Below are 12,980 nucleotides of genomic sequence, written 5' to 3' on the forward strand. Positions count from 1 at the left end.
TCTCTAACTACGCCACGCTGCCCTACGACAGGGTAGAGAAAGACGGGCGGGTGGTAGGAGTCTCCACCTACACCGGCTACAGCTACAACGAGAGGTCGATGCTCTCTTTGGCGGTAGTAGAAGAAGAACAGGCAGAGCCCGGCACACAGCTCACCCTTCTGTGGGGAGAGGAGCCCAACAGCACCAAGCCCACGGTAGAGGAGCACAGGCAAGTGGAGATAAGGGCCACCGTGCAGCCCGCTCCCCTGGTCGAGTACGCACGCACCGCCTACCGCAGATAATAAAAACGAAATCAGAGCGGCGGACGGATCTTCGCAGAGGTTCCAGTATCTCTATACAGGCGCAGCCTGCCGTCTGCCTGGTTGTCTCTCTTCCCGGTCGTCTCTACCATGAAGAGGCAGATGTCCGGCGGAACGGAAGGAGAACCGGTTGGCTGACGAGCTCGAGGCGGCGATCGAGACGGCGAGGGCGGCGGGAGAGGTGCTGCGCGCCGGCTTCGGTAGGGGAGGGAAAGTCCGGTACAAGGGTGAGGTGGATCTGGTCACGGAGACAGACGAGGAGTCGGAGCGTCTGATCAAGGAGGCCCTTCTCGGCGCTTTCCCCGCCTACGGCATGCTGGCCGAGGAGAGCGGCCAGACGGCCGGGGAGGATGAGGCGCGCTGGATCGTCGATCCTCTCGACGGGACGATCAACTTCGCCCACGACCTGCCCATCTTCGCCGTCTCCATCGCCCTGCAGAGGGGGGACGACCTCGTCCTCGGCGTCGTCTACGATCCTATGAGAGACGAGCTGTTCACCGCCCGGCGTGGCGAAGGAGCCTTCCTGAACGGCAAACCCATCACGCCCACGAAGACCGGCGAGCTCATCCACGCCCTCCTGGCCACCGGTTTTCCCTACGACAGGAGCGAGCTGCCGGAGGCTCTGGAGTTCTTCGGGCGCTTCGCCTCGCGCACGCGCAGCATCAGGAGGCTGGGCTCCGCCGCCATAGACCTCTGCTACGTGGCCTGCGGCCGGCTCGACGGCTACTACGAGCGCGGCGTCTGGCCGTGGGACGTGGCGGCCGGGGCCCTGATCCTGGAGGAGGCCGGCGGGCGGGTGACGGATTACCGCGGTGATCCACCGGACGTGGAGGACCGGGAGATACTCGCGAGCAACGGACCGCTGCACCAGGGGATGCTCGAGGTCATAGGCAACACCTCCGGATAACCCCAGCCGGCCCCCGGGCCAAAGCTGAAGCGGCCTCTCCTCCGGCGTCCCGTCTCTGGCATACCCGAAAGATATATCTGTAACATCGAACCGGTATTGGACCTTGGGTGCGTCGGTACCGCAGAATACGAACGTCGGGTGATGTGGGAGGCTCCGGTGTGTGCGCGGTATTCCGCGGGAGTGACGGATCTCACCGGGGAGGAAGGAGGATCTCATGGAGACGACCGGCGGACGAACCGCACCCTACCCCGGGTACCGGGGGCTCTGGGTCTGGCTCATGCTCGGGTGGGTGGCGAGCGGGCTCGACCGCACGATCACCGGCCCGGTCGTGAGCTACATGATCGACAACAAGGTTCCGCTCTTCCAGGGGGTGCAAAATCCCTACGCGCTCGGCGGGCTGGTCGGAAGCCTGCTCTTCGCCGGGTACGCCCTGATGCAGTTTCCCGGCGGGTATATCGGCGACAGGTTCGGGCACCGTACGGTGGTCGTCATAAGCATCGTGTGGACCGGGGTGGCCACCGTCCTGAGCGGGCTTGCGACTGCGATACTCGGTCTCGTCGCCCTGCGTGCGATCACCGGGCTCGGTACGGGGATGTTCTACTCCAACGACCGCAGCATCATAACCACCCAGACCCCGTTCGAGAAACGCAGCCTCGGCATGGGCGTGGTGATAACAGGGCTCTCCATAGGCATAACCCTTGCGTACCTCACCGTCTCTCCGCTGCTCGGCTTCGGATCTTCGGTGTTCGGGACGGGCGGGGCGTGGAGGATGCCATTCATCGTGCTCGGCGTGATCGCGCTCCTCATCGGGCTCGGGATGCACCGCTTCTTCAGCGGGCAGGGAGAACCTCACCGCTTCTCCCCGGCATACCCCTCTGCCTTCGGGGCTCTGATCGGTTACGCCGTAGCCTTCTTCGTCATCATAATAGCCACCTACTTCTTCGCCATCCGCGCCGGACTGCCGGACTGGGGGGTGGCCGTGATCATAACGGTCGTGGCCCTGGCCCTCGTGGCTCTGGTCTTCGTCCGGCTGGGCGGGCGGATAGGCCCCGTGCTCTACGACCGCTCGCTGTTCCTGATCTACCTCGCCTTCATACCGATACTGTGGAACCTCTGGTTCTTCAGCTTCTGGTCGGTCTCGATCGTCTCGCAGGCGGCCGCCGGCTCCACGTTCCTGCAGGCTGCACTGACCGCGCTCTTCTTCGGTCTCGCCGGGATAATCGGCTACCCGGCCGGAGGCTGGCTCGCCGACTACACCAAGCGGCGGGGGTGGGGGCGCAAGGGGATGCTCATCGCCTTCACCTTCATCCAGGGGGTGCTCACCCTCGCCTTCTCCGTCTACGTGGCGAAGGGCGGCGGCGCACTCGCTGCGCTCGGCGCCCTGATCTTCTTCGCCAGCCTCTTCTTCAACGCCCTCCAGCCGATGGCCCAGGCGCTCGCCGCCGACCTGACGAACCCGGCCTACCTCGGCGCGATGTTCGGGATGATGAACCTGATCGGCGAGATGGGCGCCATACTCTCCCCGTCCATCAGCGGCGCACTCCGCGACGCCACGGGCAACTGGCACGCCGCCCTCTTCCTGGACACCGCGCTCATCTTCTGCGGGTTCATCCTGCTGCTGTTCGTTCGCGAGACCCGCCGGACCCGCAGGGCACCCACGGAGGAGACCTCCAGGGTCTCCGGATACCGAACTCAGGGCTGAACGTCGCAAAGATATACGTCGGCGATATGGCCAGGTTATATGACAGGTATTTGCGCTATGACTCAGCCGGAGAGATACTGATGCCGAAAGGGGCGGAGTAGACCCGCGCGCCCTGTCGGGCTACGGAAGGAGGAGGGCATGTCTCCCGGAGTCTGGCTCCCGGTCGGGTTGGTTCGCCCGCGGTTTTGAAGGTGTGTGATTGGGTGCTGCGGTCGAGGCTGGGTGTGGACCTGCGGATGCCGGGGGCACGCGGATACGGTGAGAAAGAGAGAAAGGTGGGAGAAAGATACGCACTCAGGTAGGCATAGTAGGTGGAGGACCGGCGGGGCTTCTGCTCTCGCACCTCCTGCACCTGCAGGGGATCGAATCGGTGGTTCTCGAGCGCCGCAGCCGCAGGACGCTCGAGACCGAGATCCGGGCCGGCGTGCTCGAGCAGGGGACGGCGGACCTTCTGGAGAGGACCGGCCTCGGAGAACGCATGCGCCGGGAGGGTTCCGTCCACCGCGGGATAAACCTCCAGTTCGGAGGCCGCAGGGAGAGGGTGGACTTCGAGGATCTCGTCGGGAGATCCATCACCATCTACGGCCAGCACGAGGTGGTCAAAGACCTGATAAAAGCCCGGCTCGAGGCGGGTGGGGAGGTTTACTTCGAGGCCCCTGCCGTCTCGATCTCTGACCTCGAGAGCGAGAATCCGAAGGTCCGCTTCGAGAAGGATGGAGAGCAGGAAGAGCTCGTCTGCGACTTCGTGGTCGGGGCGGACGGCTTCCACGGGGTGAGTCGACGTTCGGTTCCGGAGGGGACTCTGCGCGAGTACGAGAGGTTCTATCCCTTCGGGTGGTTCGGGATACTCGTCGAGGCTCCGCCCTCGACGGAGGAGCTCATCTACACCAACCACGAGCGCGGCTTCGCGCTCATAAGCACCCGCTCGCCGCGGATACAGCGAATGTACTTCCAGTGCGACCCTCACGAGGACCCGGATGCATGGAGCGAGGAGAGGATCTGGGAGGAGATGCAGGCGCGGGTCGCGCTCGACGGCTGGCGGCTGGTGGAGGGCCCGATCATCGAGAAGAATGTCGTGGCGATGCGCAGCTACGTCGCCGAGCCGATGCGCCACGGCAGGCTCTTTCTCGCCGGAGACGCCGCGCACATCGTCCCGCCCACCGGGGCCAAGGGGATGAACCTGGCCGCCTCCGACGTCAGGGTGCTCGCGCGGGCCTTGGGCGAGTACTACGCCCGCGGCAGCGAGGAGCTCATCGAGCGCTACTCGGAGGTCTGCCTGCGGCGGGTATGGAAGGCGAGCCGCTTCTCGTGGTGGATGACCTCGATGCTGCACCGCTTCCCCGGGGACGATCCCTTCCAGATTAGGCTGCAGATCGCCGAGCTCGACTACGTCACGGGCTCCCGGGCCGCCTCCGAGAGCCTCGCCGAGAACTACACCGGGTTGCCCTTCGACCCGGAGTTCGAGGAGGTGCTCGGCGGGGAGGAGTACCTTTCGGAGCCGCACACGGGCAGTAGATAGATTTGCCGCCGTTTAGAGGGAAAGGAGAGCGATGATGGAAGAGCGGCAGAGGAGCACATTCTTCCGCTACGAGAACGCGGTAGTTTTGATGATGTTCTTCGTCTTCGGTTTCGTTTTTATGGAGCGTCTGAGCGTGGTCTACCTTTTCCCGTTCATCGCTCCGGATCTCAAGCTCAACAACACCGAGATAGGCCTCATCGTCTCTGTGCTGGCGGTCTGCTGGGCCATCTCGGGGTTTGTGTTTGGGTCTTTCTCGGATCTCATCGGCTCGAGGAAGAAGGTGCTTTTGCCGATCACGCTGGCGTTTTCGCTGTTCTCGTTCCTCTCGGGTCTCGCCAGGAGCTTCATCATGCTGATCGTGGTGAGAGGGCTCATGGGCGTCTCCGAGGGGCCGGTGCTGCCGATAGCGCAGGCCAGCGTGATAGCCGAGTCCTCCGAAGAGAGGCGCGGGTTCAATCTGGGCTTCGTGCAGAGCTCCACGGGGCTCATCGGTTCCACCCTCACACCGATAATCGTCACGGCCATCGCCGTGCACTACTCCTGGCACTACGCGTTCTACCTGGTCGGGGTGCCGGGGCTGGTTATGTTCTTCGTCCTCTTGAAGTACATGCGCGAGCCCGCGAGGACGGCCGGAGTGGAGGAGCACGGCCGCATCCGAAGGAGCGACTTCGGGATGGTCTTCAGAAACCGCAACGTGTGGTTCTGCGTTCTCATCTCGGCGTTCTTCATGACCTGGCTTTTCGCCTTCACCAGCTTCGCGCCGACGTTTCTCACCGAAGGGGCGCACTACTCCCCGACGGACATGGGGCTCATCATGGGTGCTGTGGGCTTCGGGACTTTCGTCTGGGGTTTCGTGGGACCTGCTATCTCCGACCGGGTGGGCCGGAAGCCCACGCTCATAGCCTTCGCCTTCATAACCACGCTCTCGCCCATATGCCTGGCGCTGATACACGCCCCGGTACAGGAGATGATGGTGATAGGCTTTCTGACGGCCCTCGGGCAGGGGGCGTTTCCCATCTTCATGGCGATAATCCCCGGTGAGTCGCTGCCCGCGGCCTACGTTGCGACGGCGGTGGGGCTCACGCAGCTCATAGGGGAGCTCGTGGGCGGGACGGTGGCTCCAACGTTGGCCGGTGTGGCTGCGGACCACTTCGGGATAGCCGCTCCTTTGTGGATAGCTGCGGGTGGTTCTTTCGTGTGTGCGCTTCTGGCCTTCGGGATAAAGGAGACCGCGCCGGTGCGGGTCGGGCGCCGGGAGGTCTCCGCCGGGAAGGTTGTGCATTGAGCCGTGGCGTGAAGAGCTCTATCGGGAGCGGGGGACTAGACTGGACCGTGCGTCCGGGAAGCTCCGCCTTGCTCGTGATCGACATGCAGAACGACTTCGTGCGCGAGGGGGGCGTGATGGAGGTCCCCCTCGCCAGGAAGTGCCTGCCGAACATCCGCCGGTTGGTCGACGCCGCGCGCGACTCGGGCATCCCGGTCGTCTTCACCCGGCACGTGCTCTACGACGCCTTCGACGTCTCGCCGCTCGAGGTCGCCCTCCAGCCCCGGCTCAGGAAGGAGGGCATGAGGGAGGGGAGCCGGGGGGCGCAGGTAGTCGAGGAGCTTCAACCCCGACCGGACGAGTTCGTGGTCAGCAAACACCGCTACGACGCCTTCTACAACACCGACCTTGAGACCATACTGCGCACCGCGTGGGGGCTGAACGCTGTAGACACCCTGATCATCACCGGCACCGTGACGAACATCTGCTGCGAGAGCACCGCCAGAAGCGCCTTCATGCGCGACTTCAAGGTCGTCTTCGCGAGCGACGCCAACGGCGGGCTGGACGAGCCCTCGCACGCCGCGACGCTCGAGAGCATCTCGCGCGCGTTCGGCCGGGTGGCCTCGACCCGGGAGATACTGCAGGAGATCGAATCCTGTATTTGAACCCGTCTGAATGCCCGAAGCAGGGGGCGGTTGCTTGGTCATCGTTGTCCTCTGAAATAACGAACCGCGACTTTTATCCCCAAGACACCAACCGATGTGCCAGAGCGAATGAAAACACGCTGGTTGTCTTATTGAGTGCCGGTTCGCTCATGGTATAAGATAATATCGTTTCTAAATGCCTTCAGTGGAGCGTGGCTTCGTTGAGATAAAAGAACATGGTGGACGAGCGAAGAGATCCCGGGCTCTATGACTTGCATATACCAACAAAATATATCTAGTAGATGTATTTTGTATTTGACCTATAGCTATGGACCAGGCAGAATACCTGCCACAGTTAGAGCGAGAGGTAGAGGGGAAGTGGGGAAATCGAGAGGTTCATGAGAAATTCGGCGAAAACGTTTAGTGAGCTGTCTTTGTCACTTTCTAGGCGTGACGCTGGGCCGCTGAGTTCGTGAGGTTACATGACATTGTTGGGTTGTCTGCAGATGGGTCTTGATAATTCTTTGTAGGTGGACACAGATACGTCGGAGGAAGGAGGAGAAAAGGTGGAGAGGATTGGCGGAGAGGTTGTTCATCCGCCGACGACGATTCGCAAGGTGGCTCTTGCGAGCTTCGTGGGATCCGTCATGGAATGGTACGACTTCTTCATTTACGGGACGGCTACTGCGCTGGTTCTCGGGAAGTTGTTTTTCCCCAATGCCAGCTCTCTCGTTGGAACGTTGGAGGCCTTTGCCACGTTTGGGGTAGGTTTTCTCTTCCGGCCTCTGGGAGGAGCGTTTTTCGGACACTTTGGTGACAAGGTGGGACGCAAGGCCATGCTGGTCATCACACTGGGAGTGATGGGGATTGCGACGGTACTTATCGGTTGTCTTCCGACGTACAGCTCAATAGGCATATGGGCTCCTGTCCTGCTTGTATTACTCCGGTGTTTGCAAGGCTTCTCCGTTGGAGGAGAGTGGGCTGGTGGAGCGCTGATGGTAATCGAGCACGCGCCCGTAGAACGTAGAGGGTTCTACGGGAGTTGGCCGCAGGTTGGGCCGTCTGCGGGAACGCTGCTTTCCACCGGTGTGTTTGCCATATTTTCAGGACTTCCTCAGGATCAGTTTCTGTCCTGGGGATGGCGAGTGCCATTCCTGCTGAGCGCTGTCGTGGTGGCGATCGGGCTCGTGATCCGGCTCAAGATCGCTGAGTCGCCGGTATTCGAGGAGATCAAAGAAGAACACCGTGAGCCGCGGACCCCTCTTCTGGAGCTTTTCCGTAGCGGTGAAGGCAGAAACGTGCTGCTCATCATGGGTATGCGACTGGCCATAAACACGACCTATTATGGGGCGACAGTCTTCGCACTCTCCTATGCAACCGATCAGCTGGGCATCTCCAATACGACGATGCTTGCCTGCATCCTCGTAACCGCCGCGCTGGGATTCGTTAGCAAGCCGATATATGGGGCGATATCCGACCGTATCGGGCGGCGTCCGATATACCTTGCGGGGGCGGTTGTAGGAGCTCTGATCATTTTCCCCTTCTTCTGGGCGCTGCAGACACGTTCGGTGATCCTTATATTCCTGGCATTCTTTTTCATCATAAACATCTCCCACGACCTCAATGATGCCGTGGAGTCGTCTTTCTTCTCTGAACTCTTCGGCTCGAAGGATCGCTACAGCGGGGTTGCGATAGGGCATCAGTTGGGAGGCGCGATCACCGGCTTCACACCACTCATCGCGGGTGCCTTGACTGCTGCGGGGGGCTGGCCGCTCGCTGCCACATACTTCGTTTTTGCCTGTCTGATCTCTTGTATATGTATCTATGTGACCAGAGAGAATTTCCGTCGTGATCTTACGGAGGCGGCGGAGCACGAGTCGCGCGGGATCACAGCCAGGCCGAGAGTTCAGTGAGGAATACCTGGAGCGGCCGGAGGCCTCCGGCCGCTCCTTCTGACATCTCTCGGGAGGTCGCATTGATGAACAGTTGCGCCGCAGCTTGACGACATAAGGGAGGACTCCAGTTGTACGAGGCCATGTACTTGACGCTTGGTGGTTGAGGCTGTGGGTTATGTTCTGAAGAAGTCGAAGGTCAGCCGTTGAAGGCTTTCGTGAAGACCGGTCGCCTCTCGGGAGAGGCTGAGGTTACGGATAGACCGATACCCACCCCGGGGGCTGGTGAGGTCTTGCTCCGGGTGGCAGCGTGTGGGATATGTGGAAGCGATCTGCACGCTTTCAGGTCTGATCCGGGGTTCGAATGGATCCAACCTCCGGTGACGCTGGGCCATGAATTCTCGGGTACCGTTGAGGCGGTTGGGCAGGATGTGCATCTCGTAAGTCCGGGTGATCGAGTCGTTCCTATCGCGATACAGGGCTGCGGTAGTTGTGACTTCTGTCGTTCCGGTGTCACGCAGCTCTGTCCGCAGCGCGAGCTCGTCGGACTATCCTGCGACGGGGGAATGGCCGAGTACGCCGTGGTGCCTGAGTGGCAGCTCGTACCCGTTCCTTCGGAACTCGACCTCGGTTTGGCCGCGCTCTGCGAGCCGCTGGCCGTGGCCGTCCATGCGGTGTTCACGCGAGCTTGTATAAAGCCGGGCCAGAAAGTGGTGGTGTCGGGACCTGGGCCCATCGGGGTGCTTTGCGGGATGTTGGCCGACCTCGGCGGGGCGGAGGTTCTTCTGACAGGGGTGGAGCGGGATTCAGCGTGGCGACTGCCTGCTGCAGAACGTGTGGGGCTGGAAACCGCAAACCTCAGCGAGGCGCCGCTGGAAGCATATTTGCGCGATGGTTTTGGAGGAAACGCTCCAGACTTCTGGATAGAAAGTTCCGGATCCGTCAGAGCGCTCGGCTCGGCGCTGGAATCTGTGCGGCCGGGAGGAAAGATAATAGTGGTCGGCCTCTATGCTGAGCAGATGTCCTTTTATCCGACTTCGGCGGTGCGCAGGGAGCTTGATGTCGTGTTCAGCTATAGTTGCAGCTATGCCGACTATCGTACCGCACTGTCTCTTTTGAGTAGTGGTGCCGTGGATCCTGGACCTCTGATCTCCAGATATCCGCTGCGGGATGCCCGGAAGGCTTTCGAGGTGACTGGTGGGGGACGGGTCGTCAAAGCGATGCTAGTTCCGTGATGCCCGATTTGTACGAGTGAACGCGGTGCGTACCGGTATGGCACCTGGGAGGAACGAATGAGGCCGAAGCGAGAGGTGGGCATGGACCATCTGACGATGCTGGATGTCTCGCCACCCGAACTTGTGGTCATCGCAGCAAAGGCCGGATTCGATTGTGTCGGTCTGCGTGTTTCTGCGGCGGGTCCGGAAGAGAAACCCTGGCCCATGAAGCAGGGGTCGCCCATGTTAGAAGAGACCCTACGTCTGCTGAAGGATACGGGCATCCGGGTTCTCGATGTCGAGGTGTTGCGTATCGGCCCCGAAACGACCCTTGACGACTACGAGCATATCCTTGAGACAGGAGCCCTTCTCGGAGCTCGGTATCTCACCGTCAACAGCGACGATCCAGACCTTGAGCGAGCCTCCGAGACGTTCGCTGTCCTGAGTTCCAACGCACGTTCCTACGGCCTGCGTCCATTGATCGAGCCGATCCCCTACACCAGAGTCTCGAACCTCAAGGATGCAATACACATAGCACGGAGATCCGGAGGTGGAGGGATACTGCTGGACTGTCTGCATTTCCAGCGCTACGGCGGCGACCTCGGAATGCTGCGTGCGCTGGATCCGCAGTTGTTCTCCTACCTGCAGTTGTGCGATGCTCCACTGTCTCCTCCCACCGGCTTGCCACGGCCTCAGAGACTTCCACGCGGACAGTCGACCGATGGTACCGATCTGCAACTTGAGAGTCGGGCTCTGCGTCTGTTGCCGGGGGAAGGTGAATTGCCATTGAGAGAGATCCTTGAGTCTCTACCTCCAGAGATGCCAGTCAGCGTCGAAGCCCCGAATATGGAGCTGCGGAAAACCTTGACCCCGGTGGAGTTCGCTCGCAGGGCATGGCAGGCAGTAGATGAGCTACTTCACCAAGGCCTGGATGTAGGTTGACGCTTAGCGCTCTGCTTCGGGTCGATCTTTGCGGGAACGACTCTTCACGTATTCGAGGATCTGATCCCGTAATCCGGCCTCGAGGGCTTGCGTTAATTTCGGAGCAGACCCGCAGATCACCATCCCCTCTGGAATCGCCACGGTGAGCATGGGGGTGCTGGTCTCCCCATGATACATGTACCCGGATCTGCCCCGGCCCTTCGTCGTGAGGATGTTGCCCAGGGAATCAGCAGACAGAGGGGTGGACCATTCGAACGGTATCACTCTCGCGAAGACCAGATATTCGGCAAAGGCGAAGTGTGCCGGCATCTCCACACTCGGGTGCGCACTCTCCCGCTCGAAGAGCCCTTCAAACCGGCTCGTGAACTCCTCTACGTTTTCGGACACCAGGCAGGCCGCCAGGCTGTGCGTGACGCGGCCGAGTGGGATGTCCGCCAGCCACAGCAAACCCAGCCTTTCCGGGAGGGGATCAGGATCCTGGTAAAGATAAGAGTTTCCTCCGAGAGACCTGGAAGGCACGACGATGAAATGCGCCGAGAGACCACTGCCATTGTCTGCAATCGTGGTCTCATATACCTGTGAGAGGTCGAGCGACGTTCCGAATCCGTACCAGTAATCCATGTCCGACGAGTATGTCATATTCCAGTCCCGCGTTTCAACGCTTTCTGTTCGTGGGGATGCGGATCTCGATAAAGGTATACTCACAGCATATGGCCAGAACATTCATTCGGTATTTGTGTTATGGCTTGTCGGCTGACAAAATGGTAAACAGAGGTGGAGAGTGGGATCTCGAAATCCACGCGAGTCGAGAGAACGACCCCGTCAGGGGTTTCTGGCGCAAGGCTGGACAGGGGGATACGCCGGGCGATCTGATACAGCTGAAAGGCAGAAACAAGGAATAATAGATTGATGGAGATTCACGGTGGATAAGATAGCAGCTCTTGGTGAAGCCATCTCCTCCCTGATCTCGGACGGGGATTCGGTCGCGCTGGAGGGGTTCACGCACCTGATACCCTTCGCCGCCGCCCACGAGATCATCCGCCAGCAAAAGAAGGACCTCACCCTGATCAGGATGACCCCCGACCTCGTCTACGACCAGATGATCGGGATGGGGTGCGCGGGGAAGCTCATCTTCAGCTGGGGCGGCAACCCCGGGGTGGGCTCGCTGCACCGCTTCCGGGACGCGGTGGAGAATGGCTGGCCCTGCCCCCTGGAGATAGAGGAGCACTCCCACGCGGGGATGGCGAACCGCTACGTGGCCGGCGCCTCCCGCCTTCCCTTCGCCGTTCTGCGGGGCTACAAGGGTACGGACCTCTCCCGGGTCACCGAGACGATAGCCCCCATAGAGTGTCCGTTCACCGGGGAAGAGCTCGTGGCGGTGCCGGCCATAAACCCGGACGTCGCCGTGATCCACGCCCAGCAGTCGGATAGAAAGGGCAACGTGGCCCTCTGGGGGATAGTCGGCATCCAGAAGGAGGCCGCGCTCTCGGCGGAGAGGGTGATCGTCACGGTGGAGGAGGTCGTCGACGAGATAGAGCCGCATCACTTCCAGACGGTGATCCCGCACGTTGCCGTAGACGCGGTGTGCGTGGTCCCGAGGGGGGCCTACCCATCCTACGCCCACGGCTACTACGACCGCGACAACACCTTCTACGAGGCGTGGGACGGGATAAGCCGTGACAGGGAGACCTTCATGGAGTGGATGGAACGCCACGTGATGGGGGTCGAAGACTACGCCTCCCACCTGAAGAGCATAGAAAAGGAGGGGATCGTCTCCCGATGAGAAGCCATCAGGAAGAAAAGTCCTCCCGGATGGACTACGCGGCGGACGAGATGATGTCCATCGCCGCCGCGAGGGAGCTCAGAGATGGGGTGCTGTGCTTCGTCGGGATAGGGCTGCCCTCCGAGGCCGCGAACCTGGCCAGGAAGACCCACGCCCCCAACTGCATGCTCATCTACGAGTCCGGGACCATAGGGGCAAAACCCGAGGTGTTGCCGCTCAGCATAGGAGACGGGGAGCTCGCCGAGCACGCGGACTCGGTGGTCACGGTGCCGGAGATCTTCAACTACTGGTTGCAGGGCGGTCGCATAGACGTGGGGTTCCTGGGCGCGGCCCAGATAGACCGCTACGCCAACATAAACACCACCGTCATAGGCGACTACCAGAAGCCCAAAGTGAGGCTGCCCGGGGCCGGGGGCGCACCCGAGATAGCCGCCTCGGCGAAAGAGGTGATCATAATCCTGAGGCACAAGAGGCGCGCCTTCGTCGAGAACCTGGACTTCCTCACCTCCGTCGGGCACTACAAGGGCGGGAAGTCCAGAGAAGGGCTCGGCTACACCGGGGCGGGCCCCACCATGGTCATAACCGACCTCGGCATCCTGAGGCCCCGGGAGGAGAGCAGGGAGCTCGAGCTCGTCGCCGTCCACCCCGGCGTGGAGGTCGATCAGGTGAGAGAGCAGACCGGCTGGGATCTCGCCGTCTCCGACGACCTGAAGACCACCGCTCCTCCCACCGAAGAGGAGCTTGGGGTCCTGCGCGAGCTCAGGAGGAAGACCGAGGCGGCGAGGAAAGAAGGAGCGGGATGAGAGAGAGGAGC

The 12,980-nt window shown here is 61.4% G+C and carries 11 protein-coding genes and 1 pseudogene; 11 read left to right on the plus strand and 1 reads right to left on the minus strand.

The window, feature by feature from the left end:
• From PJB24_RS01785 to PJB24_RS01825, 9 genes and pseudogenes are all read left to right on the plus strand, one after another.
• Window positions 1-281, plus strand: a pseudogene (locus PJB24_RS01785) (aminomethyl transferase family protein); the annotation flags it as partial.
• Window positions 282-429: 148 nt separating this feature from the next.
• Window positions 430-1,206, plus strand: coding sequence for an inositol monophosphatase family protein (locus PJB24_RS01790; RefSeq protein WP_273842053.1), 777 nt, complete (start codon window positions 430-432; stop codon window positions 1,204-1,206).
• Window positions 1,207-1,420: 214 nt separating this feature from the next.
• Complete coding sequence (locus PJB24_RS01795; RefSeq protein ID WP_273842054.1) at window positions 1,421-2,908, plus strand: MFS transporter; 1,488 nt, start codon at window positions 1,421-1,423, stop codon at window positions 2,906-2,908.
• A 286-nt stretch (window positions 2,909-3,194) separates the two neighbouring features.
• Window positions 3,195-4,427: a 4-hydroxybenzoate 3-monooxygenase gene (gene pobA, locus PJB24_RS01800; protein WP_273842539.1), complete on the plus strand. Its 1,233-nt coding sequence runs from the start codon at window positions 3,195-3,197 to the stop codon at window positions 4,425-4,427.
• A gap of 34 nt (window positions 4,428-4,461) precedes the next feature.
• Entirely contained in the window at window positions 4,462-5,712 is a 1,251-nt protein-coding gene (locus tag PJB24_RS01805; RefSeq protein WP_273842057.1) for an MFS transporter, read from the plus strand.
• Window positions 5,709-6,356 (plus strand): isochorismatase family protein, encoded by a 648-nt coding sequence (locus PJB24_RS01810; protein WP_273842059.1) that lies wholly within the window; start codon window positions 5,709-5,711, stop codon window positions 6,354-6,356. Before PJB24_RS01805 ends, PJB24_RS01810 begins: the two co-directional genes overlap by 4 nt.
• Window positions 6,357-6,901: 545 nt before the next feature.
• The gene (locus tag PJB24_RS01815) at window positions 6,902-8,248 is read left to right on the plus strand and encodes an MFS transporter (RefSeq protein WP_273842060.1); all 1,347 of its coding nucleotides are present in this window, start codon (window positions 6,902-6,904) and stop codon (window positions 8,246-8,248) included.
• A 197-nt stretch (window positions 8,249-8,445) separates the two neighbouring features.
• Entirely contained in the window at window positions 8,446-9,462 is a 1,017-nt protein-coding gene (locus PJB24_RS01820; RefSeq protein ID WP_273842541.1) for a zinc-binding dehydrogenase, read from the plus strand.
• A gap of 81 nt (window positions 9,463-9,543) precedes the next feature.
• Window positions 9,544-10,383: a sugar phosphate isomerase/epimerase family protein gene (locus tag PJB24_RS01825; RefSeq protein WP_273842062.1), complete on the plus strand. Its 840-nt coding sequence runs from the start codon at window positions 9,544-9,546 to the stop codon at window positions 10,381-10,383.
• 3 nt (window positions 10,384-10,386) lie between these two features.
• Here the strand turns inward: PJB24_RS01825 and PJB24_RS01830 are convergent, their stop codons facing one another.
• A complete protein-coding gene (locus PJB24_RS01830) occupies window positions 10,387-11,004 on the minus strand; it encodes a hypothetical protein (RefSeq protein WP_273842065.1) in 618 nt (205 codons plus the stop codon).
• Between the two features lie 301 nt (window positions 11,005-11,305).
• On the opposite strand from PJB24_RS01830, the gene PJB24_RS01835 reads away from it, so the two are divergent.
• Window positions 11,306-12,166, plus strand: a complete 861-nt coding sequence (locus tag PJB24_RS01835; protein WP_273842066.1) for a CoA transferase subunit A — start codon at window positions 11,306-11,308, stop codon at window positions 12,164-12,166.
• Window positions 12,163-12,969 (plus strand): CoA-transferase subunit beta, encoded by an 807-nt coding sequence (locus PJB24_RS01840; protein ID WP_273842068.1) that lies wholly within the window; start codon window positions 12,163-12,165, stop codon window positions 12,967-12,969. The genes PJB24_RS01835 and PJB24_RS01840 overlap by 4 nt, the downstream gene beginning before the upstream one ends.
• The last annotated feature ends 11 nt before the right edge of the window (window positions 12,970-12,980 follow it).

It is taken from the genome of Rubrobacter calidifluminis, assembly GCF_028617075.1.
In the GTDB taxonomy this organism is placed as follows: domain Bacteria; phylum Actinomycetota; class Rubrobacteria; order Rubrobacterales; family Rubrobacteraceae; genus Rubrobacter_E; species Rubrobacter_E calidifluminis.